This is a genomic window from Streptomyces sp. CG 926 (assembly GCF_003148825.1).
Lineage (GTDB): Bacteria > Actinomycetota > Actinomycetes > Streptomycetales > Streptomycetaceae > Streptomyces.
On record NZ_QGGZ01000011.1, the window covers coordinates 239,786 to 263,105 of the forward strand.

The window sequence follows — 23,320 nt, forward strand, 5'->3', positions numbered from 1 at the left end:
GCAGGCCGGGCCAGGCCGGATCGGGGTGGGCCGGGACGAGACGGGCCGGGACGGCCTCGTCCGCCCGACATCCCTACGGCCGCCCGCCCTGCCGGGTCACCGCCAGGGCCGCGGCCCGGCACCCGGCGCGGGCGGCCTCCGCCGGATCCGCGCCCTCCAGCCGGGCCGCGAGGAAGCCGCCGGTGAAGGCGTCCCCCGCGCCCGTGGAGTCCACCGCCTCCACCGGCTCCGCCTCGACCTCGGCGGTGACCCGGCCGCGTTCGGCGATCAGCGCCCCGGCCGCGCCCCGGGTCACCACCACCAACGGCACCCGCCGGCTGAGCTCCGCCGCCGCCCGATCCACCCCCGTCGGCTCGGGCAGTCCGGCCAGCAGTCGGGCCTCGTCCTCGTTCGGCAGCAGCACGTCCACCCCCGCCACGGCGTCCAGGAAGCGCTGCGGCCCGAGACCGGCCAGGAATCCGGCCGAAGCGGGGTCCACGCTCACCGACACCCCCCGCGTCCGGGCCGCCCGCAGCGCGACCATGGCCAGCTCCCGGCTGCTGTCGGCGAAGAACAGATAACCGGACAGGTGCAGATGGGCCGCCCCGTCCAGCAGGGAAGGGGTCCAGTCGGCGGGGCACAGGCGCAGCGAGGCCCCGCTGTCGGTCAGGAACGTCCGCTCCGCGTCCTTGCCGACCAGCGCGACCACCGTCCCGGTCGGCTCCCGCGCGTCGATGACCAACCGCGGCCGCACCCCCGCGTCGACCAGTGCCCGCTCGTGCCAGCGGGCCGACTCGGCACCCACCCGCGCCAGGAGCCGTACCTCCGCGGTCCCCGTACGGGCGGCCCAACAGGCCGCGTTGGCCCCGGCCCCGCCCGGCAGGGTCCGGATCCGGGCCGCGGTGTCGGTGGCCGGAGCCAGCGGCTCCGGATGTATGGCCACCACGTCCGTCACCACGTCCCCGACGACGAGCAACGCCCCCGGCCCGGTCATGCCCGCGCCGCCCAGGCCCCCGCGATCCGGGCGCCGAGGCGCACGTTGCCGCGTACCGCCGCCAGATTCGCCTCCAGCGAGGCCCCGTCCGTCTCCCGTACCAGGAAGCCCAGCAGGAACGGCGTCACCGCCTGCCCCGTGATCCCGCGCTCGCGGCACTCGGCGAGCGCCTGCGCCAACACCCGGTCGTGCAACTCCGGATCCAGCTGCTCGTCCCGCGCCACCGGATTGGCCACCAGCAGCGCCGAGTCGGCGCCGCCCAGCGCGTCCTGGGCGGCCATCACCGCCGCGACCTCCTCGGGCCCGTGCACCGTCCAGTCCACCGGCTCGCCCGAGTCGGCCAGGTAGAACCCGGGGAAGCGGTCCGTCCCGTAGCCGAGCACCCCCACACCCAGCGTCTCCAGCCGCTGGAGCGTGCCCGGCACGTCCAGGATCGACTTCACCCCCGCGCACACCACGGTGATCCGCGTCCGCGCCAGCAGCGACAGGTCCGCCGACTCGTCCTGCGTCCGGGCCCACTCCCGGTGTACGCCGCCCAGCCCGCCCGTGGCGAAGACCCGCAGGCCTGCCCGGGCCGCGAGGAAGGCCGTCGCGGACACCGTCGTCGCCCCGGTCGCCCCCGTCGCCAGCGCGGGCGCCAGATCCCGGTGACCGAGCTTGCGTACGCCCTCGCCGCCCGCGATCCGCTCCAGCTGCGCCTTGTCCAGGCCCGCGTACGCCACCCCGTCCACGACCGCGATCGTTGCCGGAATCGCGCCCTCCGCACGGACCAGGCCCTCCAGTTCGAGGCCCACCGCCAGGTTGCGGGGGCGCGGCAGCCCGTGCGCGATGATCGTCGACTCCAGGGCCACGACGGGCTTCCCCCGGGCGAGCGCCTCGCGTACCTCGTCCGACAGGACCGGGATCTCAGATGCTCTGTGCTGTGACATGTCCCCATCCATGGCACGGGATTGACGCCCCCAAACTCTCTCCCGCCACACCCGTCCCAACCTGTCCGAGTAGCGTTCCTCCATGGACACCCGCGGCTTCTACGACGAACTGGCCGAGCGATACGACCTGATCTACGCGGACTGGGACGCGAGCATCACCCGCCAGGGCCGAGCCCTCGACACCCTGCTCACCGCCGCGCTGGGCCCCGGCCCGCACAGGGTGCTCGACAACGCCTGCGGCATCGGAACCCAGTCACTGGGCCTCGGCGCGCTGGGCCACCGGGTCACCGGGACCGACCTCAGCCCCGTCTCCGTGGCCCGCGCCGCCCGCGAGGCCGGTCGGCGCTCGCTCACCCTGCCCGTCGCGGCCGCCGACATGCGGGCCCTGCCCTTCGCCGACGCCTCCTTCGACGCCGTGGTCTGCGCCGACAACGCCCTGCCGCACCTGCTGACCGCCCGGGAGGTGGGCGAGGCCCTGGCCGAAACCCGGCGGGTGCTGCGCCCCGGCGGACTGCTGCTGCTCTCCACCCGCCCCTACGGGGAGCTGCGCCGGGCGCGGCCGCAGAGCGCGGCCCCGCACGTCCACCAAGGCCCCGCCGGGCGGACGGTGACCTTCCAGCTGTGGCACTGGCACGCCGACGGGGAGCGGTACGACCTGGAGCTCTTCCAGTTGCAGCCGGACGGCGACGGCTGGACGACCCGGACGTCGAGCGCGACGTACTGGGCGCTGCCCGAGGAGGAGACGGCCGAGTACGCCCGGCGGGCCGGGCTCGCCGACCCGCTCTGGCACGCACCGGCGGACACGGGCTTCCACCAGCCGGTACTCGCCGCCCGGCGCCCGAGCGCGTCATGACGCGCAGGCGTCGGGGCGGGGTGGGCGCTGGACAGGGTGACTCGTCAGGCAGGCCGTTCCTGGACGCTGTGGTCAGCGCGCCGCGGGGTGGGCCGCACTAGGCTGGCGCGCCATGAGCACCAGTGATCACCCCGCCGCCTCCGCACCTGCCCCCGCTTCCTTCTCCGTCTCCGTCGCGGACGTCGAACTGGAGGCGGACGACCTGGACCCCGGACAGATCGTCTCCGGGGAGCCCGTCGTGACGGGCAAGGTGCTGTGGGAGTCGGCGGACGGCAAGCAGGTGCGCGGGATCTGGCAGATCACCCCCGGTGTCGTCACCGACGTCGAGGCGAACGAACTCTTCGTGGTGGTCAGCGGCCGTGCCACCGTCGAGGTCGAGGGCGGCGAGACCCTGGAGGTCGGCCCCGGCTCCGCCTGCGTGCTCCGGGAGGGCGACCGGACCACCTGGACCGTGCACGAGACGCTGCGCAAGGCCTACCACATCAGCTACTGACCACGCCCTTCGCGGGTACGGGGTGGCGGCGCGCGGTGAACAGCGCGAGCGCCGCCATCGGCAGCAGCAGCGCGGCGCCGACGGCGTTCAGCCAGCCGTAGCCCGCGCCGGACATGATCAGGCCGGCGGCCGCTCCGCCCAGGCCGGCGGCCGCGTTCATCGTGAGGTCGCTCAGCCCCTGTACGGCGGCCCGCGCGGGCTGCGGTACCGAGTCGGTCAGCAGGGCCGAGCCGGACACCATCCCGGCGGACCAGCCGAGGCCGAGCAGGAAGAGCCCGAGCGCGCTCCGCCCGTGGCTGGGCCCGGCCGTCCCGGCGAGCAGCGCGGCGACCGACAGGAGCCCCGCGGCCAGCCCGATCACGGAGAGTCGGCCGAGCCGGTCGGCGAGCCAGCCCATCACGGGGGAGAAGGCGAACATGCCCGCGATGTGACCGCTGATCACCAGCCCGATGAGCTCCAGTTCGGCCCCGTGGTGACTCAGGTCCATCGGGGTCATCACCATGATCGAGACCATGGTGGTGTGCGACACGGCGACCGTGAGCAGGGCGAGCCGGGCCCGCGGCGAGGCCTTCACGGCGGCGATGCCGGCCCGCAGCGAGCGTCCTTCGCGGGACTGCTCCTCGGGCGCGGCGAGCGCCCGGGCCGTCAGCAACGGGTCGGGTCGCAGGAGTACGCCGATCAGCGTGCCGGTGAGCAGGAAGACGGCGGCGGCCCAGACGAACGGGCCGGCCGTCTCGGGTATCGCGGTGCCGGCGAAGCTGCGGCTGGCCGGTGCGGACAGGTTGGGCCCGAGCACGGCGCCGATGGTCGACGCCCACACCACGACCGAGATGGCCCGCGCGCGGTGGTCCGGTGCTGCCAGGTCCGCGGCGGCGAACCGCGCCTGCAGGTTGGCCGAGGAGGCGGCGCCGAAGGCGGCCATGCCGAGCAGCAGCAGCGGGAAGCTCTTGATCGTGGCGGCGAGCACGACCAGGCCGGCTCCGGCGGCGCCGATCAGATAGGCCAGGACCAGGCCGGGGCGGCGGCCGCGCGCGTTCATCAGCGCGGCGAGCGGCAGCGAGACGACGGCGGTGCCGATCACCGCGGCCGTGGACGCGACGCCGGACAGTGCCTCGGTGCCGCTGACCTCGGTGGCGAGTACGGGGGCCAGGGCGATACTGATCGGCACGCCGAGGCCGCCGAGGACCTGACCGGCCATGAGGACCCGGGAGGTACGACGCTGCAGTCGGGCCAGCTCGGGCGGGCCGATCGGCCGCACGGGCCGGTCGGTGCCGGGCGCGGCGGTCACGGCGTACACCGGTTGCGCGGGTGCGTGACACGGGGCGCGGGGGACGCGGGGAGGCCGGGTGCGGCGGCAGGAGTAGTCACCGCCGCAGTGTGCCAGCCCTTACCGCGCGACGGAACCGGGAAAGAACCGGGCAGGAGCCGGCCGGAGCCGGGCCGGGGTCGAGCCGGAGCCGGGCCGGGTGTGCGCCGGGGTCCGACCGCGCCCGAGGCAGCCCCGCGGGTCGGGCCGGGGCGGCGGGCCGCAGGTCAGGGCGCGGCTCAGAACAGCGGCTGCGGGAGGACGCCCTCCAGCGCCAGCAGTTGCCGTTTCGTCTCCACCCCGCCGCCGAAGCCTCCGATGCCCCCGTCGTTCTCCACGACCCGGTGGCAGGCCACCACCAGCGGCAGCGGGTTCGATCCCATGGCGTTGCCGACGGCCTGGGCGGCGCCCGGCTGTCCGACGCGGGCGGCCAGCTCCCCGTAGCCGACGACCGATCCGTAGGGCACGGAACGGTCCAGCTCCAGGAGTACCTGCCGGTTGAAGCCGGAGCTCAGGCGCCAGTCCAGCGGCAGCTCGAAGCGCCGCAGCGACCCCTCGAAGTACGCGGTGAGCTGGCGTATCGGCTCGGCCAGCAGTACTTCCTCGCCCGGCGCGGGACGCCGGGCATCGGCGCCGAGCCGGGAGACGAGCGGGCCGATCATCCTGTCGACCCGGTCCGGTTCGGCATGGAACTCCACCCGGACCAGCCCTTCCGGGGTTGCGGCCAGGAGCAAGGGCCCGCCGAGGACACCGTCGCCGGTGACGACGGTCCATTCGAGGTGCGGCCCGCGGGGCCGCTCGGTGCTGTCCACGCGTCCACCGTACGACCACCGACCGACACCGCGGTCACGGTTGTGGATGTCGGCCACATCGCCCGCCCACCCGCACGCCACCCGCCGCCCACCCGCCCGCCGCGCGTGTGCCCGTCCGTCGGCCCGGACGGGGCGCGGGGATCAGAATCCGCCGACCGCGTCCTGGACCACGTCCGGCGCGTTGGTGATGATCCCGTCCACCCCCATGTCCTGCACCTTCCGGGCGGTGGCCGCGTCGTCCACGATCCAGGTGTCCACCTCCATCGCCTTGCCGTGGGCGCCGCGCAGGCTGTGCACGGCCGAGACCCAGTCGGCCGAGATCGTCGTGTGCCACGGGTTGATGCGGTCGGTGAACTCCGCGTAGCGCGGCAGGTCCGCCACGGTGGGGGTGCCCAGGAAGGCCGTCACCAGGTCCGGGCGCAGTCCGTGCACGATGCGCACGGAGTCGGCGCTGAAGCTCTGCACCACCAGCCGCTGCGCGACGTGGCGCGCGTCGAGCCAGCCGGCCTCGTCCAGCACCTTCAGCGTCTGCTCCTCGATCCCGGGGTAGAGCTCCGGCTTCTTGATCTCCAGCAGCAGCCGCTGTCGGTTGCTCTGTACCCGGTCGAGGTACTCCCGCAGGGTCGGTACGGAGGCGCCCGCGTACTCGTCGCCGAACCAGCTGCCCGCGTCCAGCTGGGCGATCTCGGCCGCCGTGAAGTCCTGGACCTTCCAGGGCGCCCGGTCCGGGAACCGCTGCTCGACGTCCGTGGTCCGGGCCAGGGTGTCGTCGTGGATCACCACCAGCACGTCGTCCTTGGTGCGCTGCACGTCGTTCTCGACCCAGTCGAAGCCCATCTGCATCGCCAGGTCGATCGCGTCGAGGGTGTTCTCCGGGGCGTACGCGGAGGCCCCTCGGTGGGCGTACACGACGGGGTCCCCCAGCGCGGCAAGGCCGGGGCCGGTTCCGGGGCCGGTCGCGGATCCGGGTCCGGTGGCGGCGTACGAGGCCGTCCCGCCCAGCAGGGTGAGAGTGAAGCCCAGGAATGCGGCGGCGGCCGCGGCGGCGGGTCGGACGTACATGTGCGTTCTCCTCGGGTCGTGAGCCCTGTTCCTGCGTCAGACGGGTGCGGAGCGGCAGACGTTGTGGCGATGCACTTCACCGCGATCATGGGGTTGAAGATCACTGAGCCGCCACCGAACTACGACAAACGGACCAGAACGAATGACAGCGGCCCGGGCGGCCGGGAGCGGCCGGCGCGCGTCGCCGGCCCCTGGGGGCGCGTGAGTGTCGGTGGGGGGTCGTACGGTTGACCCATGCGGCCCGTATCGAAGATCGAACGCACGGTGGCGCCTTTCGAGGTCGTCAGCCCCTACCAGCCCAGCGGCGACCAGCCGGCGGCCATCGCCGAGCTGGAAAAGCGCATCCGTGCAGGTGAGAAGGATGTCGTCCTGCTGGGTGCGACCGGCACCGGCAAGTCGGCGACCACGGCCTGGATGATCGAGAAGCTCCAGCGCCCCACCTTGGTCATGGCGCCGAACAAGACGCTCGCCGCCCAGCTGGCGAACGAGTTCCGCGAGCTCCTGCCGAACAACGCCGTCGAGTATTTCGTCTCGTACTACGACTACTACCAGCCCGAGGCCTACGTTCCGCAGTCGGACACGTACATCGAGAAGGACTCCTCGATCAACGAGGAGGTGGAGCGACTGCGCCACTCCGCGACCAACTCGCTCCTGACCCGGCGGGACGTGATCGTCGTCGCGTCCGTGTCCTGCATCTACGGCCTCGGTACCCCGCAGGAGTACGTCGACCGGATGGTCTCCCTCAAGGTGGGGGAGGAGGTCGACCGGGACCAGCTGCTGCGCCGCTTCGTGGACATCCAGTACACCCGCAACGACGTCGCCTTCACCCGTGGCACCTTCCGGGTGCGCGGCGACACGATCGAGATCTTCCCGGTCTACGAGGAACTGGCCGTCCGGATCGAAATGTTCGGCGACGAGATCGAGGCCCTCTCCACCCTGCACCCGCTGACCGGCGAGGTCATCAGTGAGGACCGCGAGCTGTACGTCTTCCCCGCCAGCCACTACGTCGCCGGCCCCGAGCGCATGGAGAAGGCGGTCCGCGGCATCGAGGCCGAGCTGACCGAGCGCCTCGCCGAGCTGGAGAAGCAGGGCAAGATGCTGGAGGCGCAGCGGCTGCGCATGCGCACCACCTACGACCTGGAGATGATGCGCCAGATCGGGTCCTGCTCCGGCATCGAGAACTACTCGCTGCACATGGACGACCGTGAGCGCGGCTCCGCGCCCAACACCCTCATCGACTACTTCCCGGAGGACTTCCTCCTGGTCATCGACGAGTCGCACGTCACCGTGCCGCAGATCGGCGCCATGTACGAGGGCGACGCCTCCCGCAAGCGCACCCTCGTCGACCACGGGTTCCGACTGCCGTCCGCGCTGGACAACCGGCCCCTGAAGTGGGAGGAGTTCCAGGAGCGCATCGGGCAGACCGTCTACCTGTCGGCGACCCCCGGGAAGTACGAGCTCTCGCGCGGCGACGGCTTCGTCGAACAGATCATCCGCCCCACCGGCCTCATCGACCCCGAGGTCGTGGTCAAGCCCACCGAGGGGCAGATCGACGACCTGGTCCACGAGATCCGGCAGCGGGTCGAGAAGGACGAGCGGATCCTCGTCACCACCCTCACCAAGAAGATGGCCGAGGACCTCACGGACTACTTCCTGGAGCTCGGCATCCAGGTCCGGTACCTGCACAGCGACGTGGACACCCTGCGCCGCATCGAGCTGCTGCGCGAACTGCGCGCCGGTGAGTACGACGTCCTGGTCGGCATCAACCTGCTCCGCGAGGGCCTCGACCTGCCCGAGGTGTCCCTGGTGGCGATCCTCGACGCCGACAAGGAGGGCTTCCTGCGCTCCGGGACCTCCCTGATCCAGACCATCGGCCGAGCCGCGCGCAACGTGTCCGGCCAGGTCCACATGTACGCGGACAAGATGACCCCGGCGATGGAGAAGGCCATCGACGAGACCAACCGGCGCCGCGAGAAGCAGATCGCCTACAACACGGCCAACGGGATCGACCCGCAGCCGCTGCGCAAGAAGATCAACGACATCGTCGCCACCATCGCCCGCGAGGAACTGGACACCGAGGAGCTCCTCGGCACCGGCTACCGGCAGACGAAGGACGGCAAGGCCGTCAAGGCCCCGGTACCGGCGCTCGGCGGGCGGGCCACCGCGGCCAAGACGGGCGGAAAGGGTGCGAAGGGCGCGAAGGGGGGCGCCGGTGCCGAGGTGCTCACCGACCGGCCCGCAGCCGAACTGGCCGCGCTCATCGAGCAGATGACCGAGCGCATGCGCGGGGCGGCCGCCGAGCTGCAGTTCGAGGTCGCGGCCCGGATCCGCGACGAGGTGGGCGAGCTGAAGAAGGAGTTGCGGCAGATGAAGGAAGCGGGCCTCGCCTGACCGGGAGCCGGTCAGTAGGGTTGGGTCTCAGCCGCAGGTACACGCTGCACGCTCGTCATGGGGCGGGCCAGGGAGAGGGGACAGTACGTGACGGTCAACATGACCAAGGGTCAGGCCATCAGTCTGCAGAAGGCGGACGGAGGCACGCTGACCGCGGTCCGTATGGGCCTGGGCTGGCAGGCGGCGAAGCGCCGCGGGCTGTTCGGCTCGCGCACCCGGGAGATCGACCTCGACGCCTCGGCGGTGCTCTTCGCCGACAAGCAGCCCGTCGACGTGGTCTTCTTCCGGCACCTGCAGAGCGATGACGGCTCTGTGCGCCACACCGGCGACAACCTCGTCGGCGGCGTCGGCCAGGGCGGGGACGACGAGGCGATCCTCGTCGACCTCCAGCGCGTGCCGGTGCACATCGACCAGATCGTCTTCACGGTGAACTCCTTCACCGGCCAGACGTTCCAGGAAGTGCAGAACGCGTTCTGCCGCATCGTCGACGAGACCAACGGCCAGGAACTGGCCCGCTACACCCTCGACGGCGGTGGCCAGTACACCGCGCAGATCATGGCCAAGGTGTCCCGCGTGGGTGCCGGCTGGCAGATGACGGCCCTCGGGAACCCGGCCAACGGCCGCACCTTCCAGGACCTCATGCCGGCGATCCTGCCGCACCTGTAGCAGTACCGGACAAGAGAAGAAGGCACGGGGGAGGGGCTGCACGATGACGGCCGAACTGGTCCGGGGGCAGAACCACCCCGTGTCCCAGAGCCGGGTGGAGATCAGGGTCTCGGCGGGCACGCCTGTGCTCGCCCTGGCCTCGCTCGCCGACGAACAGGGCCGGTTCTCCGGCAACGGGATACTCGCCCACCCGGGCGCCAGGTCCCTGCCCGGCGTCGAGTCGCCCGCCGAGCTCGCCGACCGGCACACCTTCGCCGTCGACCTCGACGAGGTCGCGGCGGACGTCCACCGGCTCGGCGTACTGCTCGTCCTGCCGCCCGGCGGCCCGGTCCGCTTCGGCGCGGTACCGGCCTCCTACGTGGCCGTGGCCGACCCGGAGGGCGCCGAACTCGCCGGATACACCCTGACGGGGCTCGACGCCGAGACGGCCGTCGTCGCCCTGGAGCTGTACCGGCGCCAGGGCGCGTGGAAGGTCCGCGCCGTGGGCCAGGGCTACGCCGAGGGCCTCGGCGCCCTGCTCACCGACGGCGGGCTGCCCGCGATGGCGGCCGCGGAGCTGGCCGCCGCCGCGCTGGGCACGATCCCCCGTACCGCGGGGGCCGACGCCACCCTCGCGACCATGCCGACCCTCGTCGGCGACCTCCGCGCCCCGCAGACCCCGGCGCAGGCCCCCGCGCCCACCCCCGAACCGCCGGACCCGCTCCCCGTCTCCGGGCACCCGTACGCCGGCACCCCCGGACCCGGTGACACCCCGACCGCCCCGCCCACCATCAGCTACGCCCACCCGCGGCGCCGCCGCACCAGCACCGAGCCGCCCGAGCCCGCGCCGCGGGCCGCCGCGCCGCAGGAACCGGGCCAGGCACCGCGGCCCGTCGCCGGGGACGCCAGCGGCTGGTCCATGGAGGAGCGGCTCTACAACCAGGTCTGGGGGATGTTCGAGGACCTGGCCCGCACGGTCGCCGCCTACCGCAGCGCCGTCGAGTTCGCCGACTCCCGCATGGACCGCGAGCTGGACGAGGCCCTGTCCGACCCGCGCCACCGCCTCGGCGGTTCCGGGAACGCGGCCCGCGACACCGCGCGGGCCCGCCGCGAGGAGCTCGTCGCCCAGGCCCAGGCCGTCCTAGACCGGGACCTGGCCCAGCTGATCGCCGAGTCGGAGGTCGTCGAGCCCGCCCTGCCGGCCGCGTACGCCCGCTGGGACAACCCGGTCTGGCACGGCCACCGCACGCCCGAGGAGAGCCCGCTGGCCCTGCGCCTGGGCGACCTGCACCTGCCCGAACGGCCCGATCTGCGCATCCCCATGCTGAGCCGGCTCCCGCTGGAGCGCGGGCTCTGGATCGACAACGGTCGGACCGGCTCCGAGGCCGCGATGACCATGGACACCGACCGGCTGCGCCGGGCCGCCATGGACATGGCCGTCACCTTGGCGGTCCGGCTGCTCGCGGTTCACCCCGCAGACCGGTTCTCCGTCCATGTCATCGACGCGGCCGGGGCGGGATCCGCCTCCCTGGCGCCGCTGGTGCGCGCCGGGGTGCTGGCCGGGCCGCCCGCCGCCGGGGCCGCCGGAGTCACGCAGACCCTGGCGGGGCTGACCCGGCGGGTGGACCTCGTACAGATGGCCCTGCGGGCCGGCGCCCCCGAGGACCTGCCGCCCGATGTGGACACGGCCGACCAGCTGCTGATCGTGCACGACTTCCCGCACGGCTTCGACGACCGCGCCGTGACCCAGTTGCGCTACCTCGCCGACGAGGGCGCGGCGGTCGGCGTCCACCTGCTGATGGTCGCGGACCGCGACGAGGCCTCGGCCTACGGACCGCTGCTCGACCCGCTGTGGCGGTCCCTGATGCGGCTCTCGCCGGTACCGGACAACCACCTCGCCGACCCCTGGGTCCATCACGCCTGGACCTTCGAACCGGACCTGCCCCCGCAGGGCAGCAGGGTCCTCGACCAGGCACTGGAGCGGGTGATGGAGGCCCGGCGCACTACCCGCCCGTGACCATTCTTTGGGACTCTCTTTACCTAAACCGTCTCCGGCAGGTATGCTCGTGTGTGCGGAGGGGAGTATTCCTGCTTTCCTGCTACGGCGTACCCGTCAATACGGATCACTTCGACTGAACGGACGAAGTCGGTCCCGGGGCGTCGGCCCACGGCCTCCAGGCCTCCTGGGTGGAAGAGACCTCCGGCAGCGATGACGCTGACGAAGTGCTGAGCCATCCGCCGGAGGCGTGTTTCACCATGGAAGTTTCCTGGGCCCTTTGGGCGCTGACCATTCTCGGTCTCTCCCTTCTGATCGGCGCCGATTTCTTCATCGGCCGCAAACCGCACGACGTGTCCATCAAGGAAGCGGGCACCTGGACGATCATCTGGATCGTCCTCGCCGGACTCTTCGGCCTCGGCCTCTGGTTCTTCGGGAACGGCCAGGCCTCACAGGAGTTCTTCGCGGGCTTCATCACCGAGAAGTCCCTGAGCGTCGACAACCTCTTCGTCTTCGTCCTGATCATGGCGAAGTTCGCGGTGCCCTCCCACCTCCAGCAGCGGGTGCTGCTCGTGGGCGTGCTCATCGCACTCGTCCTGCGCGCGATCTTCATCGCGGCCGGCGCCGCGATCATCGCGAGCTTCTCCTGGGTCTTCTACATCTTCGGCGCGTTCCTGATCTACACCGCGTGGAAGCTGATCCAGGAGGCCCGCAAGGACGAGGAGGACGAGGAGTTCGAGGAGAACCGCCTCCTGAAGTCCGTCGAGAAGAAGTTCGGCGTCGCCGACCGGTACCACGGCACCAAGCTCTTCATCCAGAACAACGGCAAGCGCGTGCTGACCCCGCTGATGGTCGTCATGCTCGCCATCGGCACCACCGACGTGCTGTTCGCCCTGGACTCGATCCCCGCGATCTTCGGCCTGACCCAGGACCCGTACATCGTCTTCACGGCCAACGCCTTCGCCCTGATGGGTCTGCGTCAGCTGTACTTCCTCATCGGCGGCCTGCTGAAGAAGCTGGTCCACCTCAGCTACGGCCTGTCGATCATCCTCGGCTTCATCGGCGTCAAGCTCGTGCTGCACGCCCTGCACGAGTCCGGACTGCACGTCCCGGTGATCTCGATCCCGGTCTCCCTCGGCGTCATCTGCGGTGTCCTGGTCATCACCACGATCACCAGCCTGATGGCCTCGAAGAAGCAGGCGGCGGCCGAGGCCGCCGCCCGCCCGGAGAACATAGACGCGTAACCGGATCGGTGGATCCACGGATCCACCGATCCGCGGGTCTACGGATCTACGGATCTACACGGGGGCGGCCGCTTCGGCCGCCCCCGTTTCCGTCGCCCGGACCGCGACCGCCCGCTTGTGCACGGCCGCCGGACCGGTCTCCGGCAGCAGGGCGAAACAGACCAGGCTGACCAGGGCGATCCCGGTCAGGTACAGCGCCACGCCCCACGGCGGCCCGGATCCGTCCGCCAGGGCCGTCGCCACGATCGGGGTCAGCGCCCCGCCCAGCACACCACCCAGGTTGTAGCCGACGGCCGCGCCCGTGCAGCGGATCCGCGGCGCATACAGCTCGGGCAGGTACGCGGCCACCACCGAGAACATCGTCACCATGCCCAGCAGCGCACCGACGAAGCCCACCGTCATCAGCAGCGGATCGGCCGTCCGCAACAGCGCCACCAGCGGGAACATCCACACCGCGCAGATCGCGCACCCGATCAGGCACAGCGGCCGCCGCCCGTAGCGGTCACCGAGCACCGCGATCAGCGGGGTCACCATGCCCTTGATCGCGACCGCGACCATGATGCAGGCCAGCATCGTCGTACGGCCCACCGAGAGGTGCTCGGTCGCGTAGGCGAGGGACCATGTGGTGACCGCGTAGAAGACGGCGTACCCGACGGCGAGCGCCCCGCCGGTCAGCAGGAGCAGCCGCCAGTGGCCCCGGAACACCTCGGCCAGCGGGGCCTCGGCCCGGCGGTCCGTCGCGGCGAGCGCCCGGAACTGCGGGGTCTCCTCCACCGAGCGGCGCAGCCACAGCCCGGCCAGCGCCAGCACCCCGGCCGCCCAGAACGGCACCCGCCACCCCCACGCGGTGAACTGTGCGTCGGTCAAGGACGCGGACAGCCCCAGCATCAGACCGTTGGCGAGCAGGAAGCCGACCGCCGGCCCCATCTGCGGGAAACTCGACCACAGTCCGCGCCGCCGCTCGGGGGCGTGCTCCGCGGTCAGCAGTACGGCGCCGCCCCACTCCCCGCCGAGCCCGAGGCCCTGCACGAAGCGCAGCAGGAGCAGGAGTACGGGCGCGGCCGTGCCGATCGAGGCGTACGAGGGCACGCAGCCGACGGCCACCGTGGCGAGCCCGGTGAGCAGCAGGGAGGCGAGGAGCACCGGGCGCCTGCCGTAGCGGTCGCCGATGTGGCCGAAGACCGCCGAGCCGAGCGGGCGGGCCAGGAAGCCGACGCCGAAGGTGCCGAAGGCGGCGAGGGTTCCGGCGAGCGGGGAGAAGGACGGGAAGAAGAGCGGGCCGAGCACGAGGGCCGCGGCCGTCCCGTACACGAAGAAGTCGTAGAACTCGATCGCGGTGCCGGCGAGCGAGGCCGTGGCCAGGCGCAGCATGCCGGGTCCGGCAGAGCCGTCGGCTTCGACGGGCGGGGGCTCGGGCGCGCGTTCGCGCCGGGTGGCGGGGGAAGGGGCGGGGGAGGCCTCGGGGGCGGAGGAGGCCGGTGGCGGGGACGGGTCGTGTGGCATGCCGCACCAGATACCCGTTCCCCGCCCCTCAGGACGTGAGTTCGGTCGTAAGCGACCGGAAGGAGTGCGTCGCGTCTCGAAGTTGACGCGTTGCGGTGCCTACCAGCCGCGCTCGCGCCATTCGGCCAGGTGCGGCCGCTCGGCGCCGAGGGTGGTGTCGTTGCCGTGGCCCGGGTAGACCCAGGTCTCGTCCGACAGCTGCTCGAAGAGCTTGTGCTCGACGTCGTCGAGCAGGTCGGTGAAGGCCTTCGGGTCGTCGTGCGTGTTGCCGACGCCGCCCGGGAAGAGGCAGTCGCCGGTGAACACGTGCGCGTGCCCGTGCGGGTCGTCGTAGACCAGGGCGATCGAGCCGGGGGTGTGGCCGACCAGGTGGCGGGCGGTCAGGCTGACCCGTCCGACCGTGACCGTGTCCCCGTCGGCGACGAGCACGTCGGTCGCCACCGGGATGCCCTCGGCGTCGAAGGCGCCCGCGTAGGTGCGCGCTCCGGTCGCCTCGACCACCTCGGCGAGCGCGCCCCAGTGGTCACCGTGCCGGTGCGTGGTGACGACGGAGGTGATGCCGTCGTCGCCGATCAGGCTGAGCAGGGTGCCCGCCTCGGCGGCCGCGTCGATGAGCAGCTGCTCGTCGGTGGCGCGGCAGCGCAGCAGGTAGGCGTTGTTGTTCATCGGGCCCACCGCGACCTTGGAAATCATCAGGTCCGCAAGTTCGTGCACGTCGGCGGGACCGCCGACCTTGACCTCTCCGGTGTACGTCATGTCCTGATCCTAGAGCGGCGGGAGCTCGGGGAGCGGGCCGCCCGAGGTGGTCAGGGAGGCGCCCTTGTCGCCACGGCCGGCCAGCCAGGCCAGTAGGCCCGCGGGGGTGCCGGACACGGTCACGGCGGGATCCCCGGCGGAGCCGGTCCGCCAACGCCGGCCGTCGTCCGCGACGAGGGCCACCGGGGGCACCTCGGGGCGGCCGGACCAGCGGTCGGCGAGGAAGACGATCTCGTGCTCGGTGAACTCGTCCGGGAGGTCGGAGAGCTCGTAGCCGATGTCGAGGTCGACGTGGTGCAGGTCGACCTCGACCCAGCGGCGGAAGGGCACGTTGGCGGCGAGGTCGGTGATGCCGTTGCGCAGCTCCACCGTGCGGGACCAGTCCTGGTCGTGCTCGGTGGTGGCCAGGAAGCGGGCCCCGGAATCACGGAGGTCCGTCAGGTGTTCTTCCAGGGGCCTGCCGGCGTCGCGCTCGATGTCCGCGTCGCGGGCGGTGGCGCTCTCGTACATCGGGCGCCCCTCGAAGACGTTGACGAGGGCGTCGGCGTTGCGTGCGAGGTGGGCCAGGATGTGGCCGCGGGTCCAGCCCGGAAGGTGTGACTCCTCGGCGAGGACCGCGTTGTCCAGTTTCGCGACTGCGGTCAGCAGCCGGTCCGTGGCTTCACGTACAGATCGCAGGTCGTGCACATGATCAGTCATGACGGCGAGCCTAGTGGCTCACCCGGCCCGGCCACACGATTGGGTGAAGCGGTCTGCGGAGTGCCGTAAATCGAATGTGCGTGCTATACGCTCGGAAGTCCAAGGACCCAGTCCATCGCAGAGGCGCCCCCCATACCCTGGGACGGGGGCCCGTGCCCCCGCTCTCTCAAGAAAGGTGCGGACCGGCGTGACCGACCGTCTCATCGTTCGTGGCGCTCGCGAGCACAACCTGAAGAACGTCTCGCTCGACCTGCCCCGCGACTCACTCATCGTCTTCACCGGACTCTCCGGGTCGGGCAAGTCCTCCCTGGCCTTCGACACGATCTTCGCCGAGGGTCAGCGCCGCTACGTCGAGTCGCTCTCGTCGTACGCCCGCCAGTTCCTCGGGCAGATGGACAAGCCCGACGTCGACTTCATCGAGGGCCTCTCCCCGGCCGTCTCGATCGACCAGAAGTCGACCTCGCGCAACCCGCGCTCGACCGTGGGCACCATCACCGAGGTCTACGACTACCTCCGTCTCCTCTTCGCCCGTATCGGCAAGCCGCACTGCCCCGAGTGCCGCCGGCCGATCTCGCGCCAGTCGCCGCAGGCGATCGTCGACAAGGTGCTCGCGCTTCCCGAGGGCAGCCGCTTCCAGGTGCTCTCGCCGCTGGTGCGCGAGCGCAAGGGCGAGTTCGTCGACCTCTTCTCCGACCTGCAGACCAAGGGCTACAGCCGTGCGCGGGTGGACGGGGAGACCATCCAGCTGTCCGAGCCGCCCACGCTGAAGAAGCAGGAGAAGCACACCATCGAGGTGGTCATCGACCGCCTCACCGTCAAGGAGAGCGCCAAGCGCCGGCTCACCGACTCCGTGGAGACCGCCCTCGGCCTCTCCGGCGGCATGGTGATCCTGGACTTCGTCGACCTCGCCGAGGACGACCCCGAGCGTGAGCGGATGTATTCCGAGCACCTCTACTGCCCGTACGACGACCTGTCCTTCGAGGAGCTGGAGCCGCGCTCCTTCTCCTTCAACTCCCCCTTCGGCGCCTGCCCCGAGTGCACGGGTATCGGTACGCGCATGGAGGTGGACCCGGAGCTGATCATTCCGGACGAGGACAAGTCCCTGGACGAGGGCGCGGTCTCGCCGTGGTCGCTCGGTCACACCAAGGACTACTTCCAGCGACTGATCGGCGCACTCGCCCAGGAGCTGGGCTTCCGTACCGACATCGCCTGGGCCGGGCTGCCGGCCCGCGCGAAGAAGGCCCTGCTGTACGGCCACAAGACGCAGATCGAGGTCCGCTACCGCAACCGGTACGGCCGGGAGCGGGCGTACACGACGGCCTTCGAGGGCGCCGTACCGTTCGTCAAGCGGCGGCACGCGGAGTCGGAGAGCGACGCCAGCCGCGAGCGCTTCGAGGGCTACATGCGCGAGGTGCCCTGCCCGACCTGTGAGGGCACCCGCCTCAAGCCGATCGTGCTCGCCGTGACGGTGATGGAGAAGTCCATCGCCGAGGTCGCCGCCATGTCGATCAGCGAGTGCGCGGACTTCCTGGGGCGGATGCGTCTCGACGCCCGCGACAAGAAGATCGCCGAGCGGGTCCTCAAGGAGGTCAACGAGCGGCTCCGCTTCCTCGTGGACGTCGGTCTCGACTACCTCTCGCTCAACCGGGCCGCCGGCACGCTGTCGGGCGGCGAGGCCCAGCGCATCCGGCTCGCCACCCAGATCGGCTCCGGCCTGGTCGGCGTGCTCTACGTGCTGGACGAGCCGTCCATCGGTCTGCACCAGCGCGACAACCACCGGCTGATCGAGACCCTGGTGCGGCTGCGGGACATGGGCAACACGCTCATCGTGGTCGAGCACGACGAGGACACCATCAAGGTGGCCGACTGGGTCGTGGACATCGGTCCGGGCGCGGGCGAGCACGGCGGCAAGGTGGTCCACAGCGGCTCGCTGAAGGAGCTGCTGAAGAACACCGAGTCGATGACCGGGCAGTACCTCTCGGGCAAGAAGTCCATCGAGATCCCGGACATCCGCCGGCCCGTGAACGGAGAGCGCAAGCTGACCGTCCACGGCGCCAAGGAGAACAACCTGCGGGACATCGACGTGTCCTTCCCGCTGGGTGTGCTGACGGCCGTGACCGGTGTCTCGGGCTCCGGCAAGTCCACGCTGGTCAACGACATCCTCTACACGCACCTGGCGCGCGAGCTGAACGGCGCCCGCTCGGTGCCGGGCCGGCACACGCGGGTCGACGGCGACGACCTCGTCGACAAGGTCGTGCACGTCGACCAGTCGCCGATCGGCCGCACCCCGCGGTCCAACCCGGCCACGTACACGGGCGTCTTCGACCACGTCCGCAAGCTGTTCGCGGAGACGATGGAGGCGAAGGTGCGCGGCTATCTGCCGGGCCGCTTCTCCTTCAACGTGAAGGGCGGCCGGTGCGAGAACTGCGCCGGTGACGGCACGATCAAGATCGAGATGAACTTCCTGCCGGACGTCTACGTCCCGTGCGAGGTCTGCCACGGCGACCGGTACAACCGGGAGACGCTGGAGGTCCACTACAAGGGCAAGTCCATCGCCGAAGTCCTGAACATGCCGATCGAGGAGGCGCTGGGCTTCTTCGAGGCGGTCCCGACGATCTCGCGTCACCTCAAGACGCTCAACGAGGTCGGGCTGGGCTACGTCCGCCTCGGCCAGTCCGCGCCGACCCTGTCGGGTGGTGAGGCGCAGCGCGTGAAGCTGGCCTCGGAGCTCCAGAAGCGGTCGACGGGCCGGACGGTCTACGTGCTGGACGAGCCGACCACCGGTCTGCACTTCGAGGACATCTCGAAGCTGATCAAGGTGCTCTCCGGGCTGGTGGACAAGGGGAACTCGGTGATCGTCATCGAGCACAACCTGGACGTCATCAAGACCGCCGACTGGGTCATCGACATGGGCCCGGAGGGCGGCTACGGCGGCGGTCTGGTGGTGGCCGAAGGCACGCCGGAGGCGGTCGCCTCGGTGGGCGCCAGCCACACGGGCAAGTTCCTGCGGGACATCCTCGGCGCGGACCGGGTCTCCGACGCGGGCGCGTCCCCGGTGCGGGCCGCGGCGAAGAAGGCTCCGGCCAAGAAGGCCCCTGCGAAGAACGCTGCCGTGAAGCAGGCTCCCGCGAAGAAGGCCGTGGCCACCAAGGCCGCCGCCGCGAAGAAGGCGGCCCCGGCGAAGAAGGCGACGTCCCGGGCACCCAAGGCGTAGCCGCCGCGCGGCGTTCGCTCGGGTTCGCGTACGACGGAAGGGACGGAAGGGTCCGGCCCATGGCCGGGCCCTTCCGCGTCCTCGTCCTTGCGGACGGACGCGGAAGGGCGGCCCTGCTTCCAGCGGGCCTTCTTCCTGCACTTCTCCGGGGCCCATGTGGTCCAGCCCGTCGAGGAGTTCGCCCCGGCCATGGCGCGTACCGTCTGGGCGGCGCTGCGCTGATCGGAGCGCCGCCCAGCCGTCACCGTTGCGTCCAGCCGTCAGAGCTCCGCCGCGTACGGCGGCTCCGCTCCCGCCCGGGTGCAGGTCAGGGCCGCCGCGTGGGCGGCGTGGGCCAAGACCTCCGGCCAGTCGACCGGACCGCCCGGCGCGCCGACGAGCCGGTGCAGCAGGGCGGCGTTGACGGTGTCGCCCGCGCCGATCGTGTCCACCACCGCCACCGGACGGGCCACCGCCGAGTGCTCCCCACCTTCGCGGGTCCGGACCGTCAGGCCCGCCGCGCCCCGGGTCAGCACCACCGCCGACGGCCCGGCGGCCAGCCAGTCCTCGACCCGGCCACCCAGCCAGGCCGCGTCCTCCTCCGACAGCTTCAGCACGCTCGTGTGCGGCAGCAGCCGCTCCAGGAAGCGCGCACGGTAGGCCGCCGGGTCGGCGATCAACGCGGGCCGGATGTTGGGGTCCAGCAGGGTCAGCACCCCGCGCCGGGACTCCCGGCGCAGCAAGGCCTCGTACGCGCTCGCGCCCGGTTCCAGGACCAGCGAGCACGTACCGAGCGCGAGGGCCCGTACCCCGTCGGGGAGGGTCGGCGGCAGCGTGAACAGGCGGTCCGCCGTGCCCTCGACGTAGAAGCCGTACGAGGCCGACCCGTCCGGGGCCAGCGAGGGCACGGCGAGCGTGGTCGGCTCCGGCCCGCGCTGGACCAGTGACAGGTCCACCCCGGCGGCCCGCAGCCCGGCCAGCAGACTCTCGCCGAAGCCGTCCGAGGAGACCCGGGAGCAGAACGCCACCTCGGCGCCGAGCCGCCCGAGCGCGAGCGCGGTGTTGTACGGTCCGCCGCCCGGCCGGGGCAGCAGCGCCCCCGCCGGCTGCGCGACGGGCACCAGGTCGATGAGGGCTTCTCCGCCGACGACGATCACGCGGGGGAAGCTACCTCATGGGGCGGGGGTATCGTCGGGTGGGCCGGAGCCCCGGCCGGGTTCCGGCCCGCGCCCCGATCCCGCGCCCCTTTCCCAGGTGCCCGCACCTCGTCCCGTAGCCCAGGAGAACCGCATGCCCGCGCCCCAGTCGCCCGCCCGCCGTACCGTCCTCAGGGGCGCCGCCGCGCTCGCCGGGGCCGCGGGCGCCGGAGCGACCCTCGCGGCGTGCTCCACCGAGACCGACAGCGGAGGCCACACCCCCGCCACCCCCGGCGCGCCGGTGGACCTCGGCGCCGCGGCCGACGTCCCGGTGGGCGGCGCGAAGCTGTACCGGGAGAGCAAGCTGATCGTCAGCTGCCCGGCGGCGGGCGAGTACAAGGCCTTCAGCGCGCAGTGCACGCACGCCGGCTGTGTCCTGGACAAGATCGTCGAGGGTGAGGGGAACTGCCCCTGCCACGGCAGCCGCTTCGACGTGAAGACCGGCAAGGTCCTGCGCGGTCCGGCCGCAGCCCCGCTGCCCGCGGTCCCGGTCCGGGCCGAGAACGGCAAGCTCGTCGCGGGCTGACCTGGCCGGCCTGGCCGACCCGGCTGGGCCGACGGCTGCCGGTGGCGCGCCCGGACGTCCGGATCAGTCCCAGTCCCAGGCGATCCCGAGGATTCCGCGCCGCACCGACTGCTCCACCAGGTGCACCGCCCGGTGCCGGCCGCTGGGCGTCAGGTCCACCAGGCCGGTGCGCGGGGCCTCGGGGCCGCTCCGGGCGAAGCGCCGGCAGCGCACCGGCAGGGCCGCCTCGTCGAAGCTGACCTGGAGCATGTACTGGCCGCCGGCGTAGCTGAACCCGCGCACGTACTCGCCGCTGCGGGCTCCGGTGCCGTCCTCGACCCCGTAGCCGAAGACATGCGTGTCCCCGCGCCGCAGCCGCGCGTCGAAGAGCAGTTCCGCGACCACCACCCCGGACTCCGGGTGGCACCGCACCCGGCCCGTGCGGCAGTTCTCGTACGCCGTCACGCGCATCCGGGACACGTCGCAGCCGGGGTCGCCGTGGTGGACGGCGAGGTAGCGGTCGACACCGTCGCGGTGCGCCCGGACGATCTGCTGGGACTCGCGGACCCGCAGCTCGCCCGCCGGTCCTATGCGGACTCGCTCGTGGTGGCCGACCGAGTGCAGCCCGCCGTCCGGCGGGAGGTCCATCCCGTCCAGCAACCGCTCCACCGTCCCACCCATGCTGAACAGCGCCCGGTAGGAGCGGGTGGGCGGGCGCGCCGACCCGGGGCCGGGATCCTCGGCGGCCAGCAGGCGCAGGAGGGCGCCGTCGGGCAGTTCCAGGATCCGCTCCAGGGCGGTGACCGCCCGCAGCGACTCCGGGTGACGCGGCCGCCGGGCGCCCTGCTGCCAGTAACTGAGGCTGGTGACACCCAGCTTGATGCCCTGCCCGGCGAGTCGGTGCTGCACCCGGTGCAGGGGCAGTCCGCGCGCGGCGAGGGCGGCGCGCAGTGCGAGGTGGAAGGGGCCGCCGCGCAGCAGCCGGCCGAGTTCCGTCGTGTCCTCGGTCGGTCGCACGGCGACTCCTTCGTGAACGTTCACACGGGCCGGCGCGGGGGATCGCGGCGGGGGCTCCGGGAGACCAGGTGACACGGCAGCAACCGTTCACACCGCAGCCCCACCGTTCACACAGCAATGTCACCGCGTATTGAAGCGTGTTGACCTGATCGCGACAACTGCCTGATGCTCCTGGACAGCGTCCGGACGCGCTCCTCCACCCCCACACCCCACATGGGAGGAACGCGATGCGCAAGCGAAACCGGCGGCATTCCCCAGCTGCCGCCTGCCTCACCGCAGTGCTCACCGCTCTGCTGTTCACCCTGCCCCTCGGCGTCGGCACCGCCGCCGCCGCCGAGGTCGGCACCGACTCCGCCCTCGCCACCAAGCGCCTGAACATCACCATGCAGGCACAGCAGAAGACCAACTGGTGCTGGGCCGCCGGCGGCAACACCATCGCCACCTGGTTCGGCCGGAACTACAGCCAGAACCAGTTCTGCAACGCCGCCTTCAACCGCGGCCAGGGCAGCGAATGCCCCAACAACCAGGCCACCCTCGGCAACGTCCAGACCGGGCTGCGCTGGGCGGGCGTCAACCCCGGCTCGTACGTCAGCGGCTGGCTCCAGTACTCCACCGTCCAGACCGAGATCAACGCCGACCGGCCCGTCGAGACCCGCATCCAGTGGTCGAACGGCGGTGGCCACATGCACGTCCTCTACGGCTACGACACCGCGAACAACTGGGTCTACTGGGGCGACCCCTGGCCCTCCAGCGACCGATACAACTGGGCCTCCCACGCCTGGTACGTCAACAACAACACCTTCTCCTGGACCCACTCCCTCTACCGGATCGGGGCGTGACCGCCATGACCCTGCGCGCTTCGGCCGCCGCGGCCGTCCTCGCCGCCACCGCCCTCCTCGGCCTCGCCCCGCAGGCCGCCGCGGCTCCCGGGGGCGGCCCGGTGCCGCAGCCCCAGGCCGTGACCGCCGAGAACAAGGCCGCCGCCGCGCAGGCGGCCACCGCCCCCGACACCCTGGCCACCCTCTCCCGCTTCTTCGCCCGGGAGGGCAAGGTCTCCCTCACGGCCGCGCAGCCCCGGATCGAGGGTGAGGCGATACCGGTCAACCACCTCTCCCCGGAGTTCGTCGCGGGCAGAGCGGGCGCAAGCGTCGCCCGACTGGAATTCCTCGCCAGCCGGGCCGTCTCCTCCGACGGACAGCAGGCCGCGCTGTGGACCGCCCGGACGGAGGCCGGCTGGGCGGTCGTCAACATCGCCACCGGCGACGACGAATTCCGCTACGCGCGGCTGGGCGCGGCGAAGCTGCCGGGTGGGACGGTGTTCCGGGAGCCGCAGATCGACGCCTGGTACGTGGCCGGGGGCAGCCGAGTGCTTCCGCTGGACGAGGACGCGGTGCGGGTGGTGGGCGCGGGCGGGACGACGCTCGGCGCCTATCGCGCGCGGGTCGCCTCGGCGTACGGGGACAAGCTCCCCGGGTCCCCGTACGCCGAGCGTGGCGCGGCCGGTGGCTACGCGGAGGGCTCCGCGGGTGCCGGGGCCCCGGTCGCGGCGGCGGTGGCCGGTGGCGCCGGGGCGCTCGCGCTGGGCGGGGGCGGTGTGCTGCTCGCCCTGCGGCGGCGGCGGACCGTGGCCGCGGGGTAGCCGCTGCACCGCCCGCAGGGTCCGGCTCCCGCCGAGGCCGGGCCCTGCGGGCGGCTCTCCCCGCCCCGCCCTTTCGCCGTTTCCCGGGCTCAGCCCGGACCCGCGCCT

21 protein-coding genes are annotated in these 23,320 nt (G+C 72.2%); 11 read left to right on the top strand and 10 right to left on the bottom strand.

Annotated elements, in window-relative coordinates; genetic code table 11:
* Positions 1-73: 73 nt before the first annotated feature.
* Both BCL76_RS28175 and BCL76_RS28180 read right to left on the bottom strand, forming a co-directional pair.
* Positions 74-973, bottom strand: a complete 900-nt coding sequence (locus BCL76_RS28175; RefSeq protein WP_109782190.1) for a carbohydrate kinase family protein — start codon at positions 971-973, stop codon at positions 74-76.
* Positions 970-1,902, bottom strand: a complete 933-nt coding sequence (locus BCL76_RS28180; protein WP_109782191.1) for a pseudouridine-5'-phosphate glycosidase — start codon at positions 1,900-1,902, stop codon at positions 970-972. Before BCL76_RS28180 ends, BCL76_RS28175 begins: the two co-directional genes overlap by 4 nt.
* Before the next feature lie 82 nt (positions 1,903-1,984).
* Here BCL76_RS28180 and BCL76_RS28185 point away from each other — a divergent pair, with 82 nt between their 5' ends.
* Both BCL76_RS28185 and BCL76_RS28190 read left to right on the top strand, forming a co-directional pair.
* The gene (locus BCL76_RS28185) at positions 1,985-2,755 is read left to right on the top strand and encodes a class I SAM-dependent methyltransferase (protein ID WP_109782192.1); all 771 of its coding nucleotides are present in this window, start codon (positions 1,985-1,987) and stop codon (positions 2,753-2,755) included.
* Positions 2,756-2,867: 112 nt separating this feature from the next.
* Complete coding sequence (locus BCL76_RS28190; protein ID WP_109782193.1) at positions 2,868-3,248, top strand: cupin domain-containing protein; 381 nt, start codon at positions 2,868-2,870, stop codon at positions 3,246-3,248.
* Here the strand turns inward: BCL76_RS28190 and BCL76_RS28195 are convergent.
* The 3 genes from BCL76_RS28195 to BCL76_RS28205 all read right to left on the bottom strand — a co-directional run bounded on the left by BCL76_RS28195 (position 3,238) and on the right by BCL76_RS28205 (position 6,428).
* On the bottom strand, positions 3,238-4,446 hold the full coding sequence (locus BCL76_RS28195) for an MFS transporter (protein ID WP_109782317.1): 1,209 nt from the start codon (positions 4,444-4,446) through the stop codon (positions 3,238-3,240). The genes BCL76_RS28190 and BCL76_RS28195 overlap by 11 nt on opposite strands.
* A gap of 347 nt (positions 4,447-4,793) precedes the next feature.
* Positions 4,794-5,366, bottom strand: coding sequence for a methylated-DNA--[protein]-cysteine S-methyltransferase (locus BCL76_RS28200; protein WP_109782318.1), 573 nt, complete (start codon positions 5,364-5,366; stop codon positions 4,794-4,796).
* Positions 5,367-5,507: 141 nt separating this feature from the next.
* Positions 5,508-6,428 carry a glycerophosphodiester phosphodiesterase gene (locus tag BCL76_RS28205; RefSeq protein WP_109782194.1) on the bottom strand — a complete coding sequence of 307 codons (921 nt, stop codon included), beginning with the start codon at positions 6,426-6,428 and terminating at the stop codon, positions 5,508-5,510.
* Positions 6,429-6,662: 234 nt separating this feature from the next.
* Here BCL76_RS28205 and uvrB point away from each other — a divergent pair, with 234 nt between their 5' ends.
* The 4 genes from uvrB to BCL76_RS28225 all read left to right on the top strand — a co-directional run bounded on the left by uvrB (position 6,663) and on the right by BCL76_RS28225 (position 12,704).
* On the top strand, positions 6,663-8,819 hold the full coding sequence (gene uvrB / locus BCL76_RS28210) for an excinuclease ABC subunit UvrB (protein ID WP_109782195.1): 2,157 nt from the start codon (positions 6,663-6,665) through the stop codon (positions 8,817-8,819).
* A gap of 87 nt (positions 8,820-8,906) precedes the next feature.
* A complete protein-coding gene (locus BCL76_RS28215) occupies positions 8,907-9,485 on the top strand; it encodes a TerD family protein (RefSeq protein WP_030720460.1) in 579 nt (192 codons plus the stop codon).
* A gap of 43 nt (positions 9,486-9,528) precedes the next feature.
* On the top strand, positions 9,529-11,481 hold the full coding sequence (locus BCL76_RS28220) for a TerD family protein (protein WP_109782196.1): 1,953 nt from the start codon (positions 9,529-9,531) through the stop codon (positions 11,479-11,481).
* A gap of 239 nt (positions 11,482-11,720) precedes the next feature.
* Positions 11,721-12,704, top strand: coding sequence for a TerC family protein (locus tag BCL76_RS28225; RefSeq protein ID WP_030762437.1), 984 nt, complete (start codon positions 11,721-11,723; stop codon positions 12,702-12,704).
* 54 nt (positions 12,705-12,758) lie between these two features.
* On the opposite strand, the gene BCL76_RS28230 is transcribed toward BCL76_RS28225, so the two are convergent.
* The 3 genes from BCL76_RS28230 to BCL76_RS28240 all read right to left on the bottom strand — a co-directional run bounded on the left by BCL76_RS28230 (position 12,759) and on the right by BCL76_RS28240 (position 15,662).
* Positions 12,759-14,075, bottom strand: coding sequence for an MFS transporter (locus BCL76_RS28230; RefSeq protein ID WP_109782197.1), 1,317 nt, complete (start codon positions 14,073-14,075; stop codon positions 12,759-12,761).
* 231 nt (positions 14,076-14,306) lie between these two features.
* Complete coding sequence (locus tag BCL76_RS28235; protein ID WP_109782198.1) at positions 14,307-14,963, bottom strand: MBL fold metallo-hydrolase; 657 nt, start codon at positions 14,961-14,963, stop codon at positions 14,307-14,309.
* Between the two features lie 9 nt (positions 14,964-14,972).
* Positions 14,973-15,662, bottom strand: a complete 690-nt coding sequence (locus BCL76_RS28240) for a maleylpyruvate isomerase family mycothiol-dependent enzyme (RefSeq protein ID WP_109782199.1) — start codon at positions 15,660-15,662, stop codon at positions 14,973-14,975.
* 187 nt (positions 15,663-15,849) lie between these two features.
* Between BCL76_RS28240 and uvrA the strand changes: the two genes are divergently transcribed.
* Together uvrA and BCL76_RS40010 are read left to right on the top strand one after the other, a co-directional pair.
* On the top strand, positions 15,850-18,876 hold the full coding sequence (gene uvrA, locus BCL76_RS28245) for an excinuclease ABC subunit UvrA (protein WP_109782200.1): 3,027 nt from the start codon (positions 15,850-15,852) through the stop codon (positions 18,874-18,876).
* A gap of 87 nt (positions 18,877-18,963) precedes the next feature.
* Positions 18,964-19,098 carry a hypothetical protein gene (locus BCL76_RS40010; RefSeq protein WP_258309942.1) on the top strand — a complete coding sequence of 45 codons (135 nt, stop codon included), beginning with the start codon at positions 18,964-18,966 and terminating at the stop codon, positions 19,096-19,098.
* A gap of 38 nt (positions 19,099-19,136) precedes the next feature.
* Here BCL76_RS40010 and BCL76_RS28250 read toward each other — a convergent pair whose 3' ends face one another.
* Positions 19,137-20,012 (bottom strand): carbohydrate kinase family protein, encoded by an 876-nt coding sequence (locus BCL76_RS28250; protein WP_109782201.1) that lies wholly within the window; start codon positions 20,010-20,012, stop codon positions 19,137-19,139.
* A gap of 133 nt (positions 20,013-20,145) precedes the next feature.
* On the opposite strand from BCL76_RS28250, the gene BCL76_RS28255 reads away from it, so the two are divergent.
* Positions 20,146-20,577, top strand: a complete 432-nt coding sequence (locus tag BCL76_RS28255; RefSeq protein WP_109782202.1) for a Rieske (2Fe-2S) protein — start codon at positions 20,146-20,148, stop codon at positions 20,575-20,577.
* A 63-nt stretch (positions 20,578-20,640) separates the two neighbouring features.
* On the opposite strand, the gene BCL76_RS28260 is transcribed toward BCL76_RS28255, so the two are convergent.
* Positions 20,641-21,573 (bottom strand): hypothetical protein, encoded by a 933-nt coding sequence (locus BCL76_RS28260; protein ID WP_109782203.1) that lies wholly within the window; start codon positions 21,571-21,573, stop codon positions 20,641-20,643.
* Positions 21,574-21,800: 227 nt separating this feature from the next.
* On the opposite strand from BCL76_RS28260, the gene BCL76_RS28265 reads away from it, so the two are divergent.
* Both BCL76_RS28265 and BCL76_RS28270 read left to right on the top strand, forming a co-directional pair.
* Positions 21,801-22,412: a papain-like cysteine protease family protein gene (locus BCL76_RS28265; RefSeq protein WP_109782204.1), complete on the top strand. Its 612-nt coding sequence runs from the start codon at positions 21,801-21,803 to the stop codon at positions 22,410-22,412.
* A gap of 5 nt (positions 22,413-22,417) precedes the next feature.
* Complete coding sequence (locus BCL76_RS28270) at positions 22,418-23,212, top strand: hypothetical protein (protein WP_109782319.1); 795 nt, start codon at positions 22,418-22,420, stop codon at positions 23,210-23,212.
* Positions 23,213-23,320: the final 108 nt, after the last annotated feature.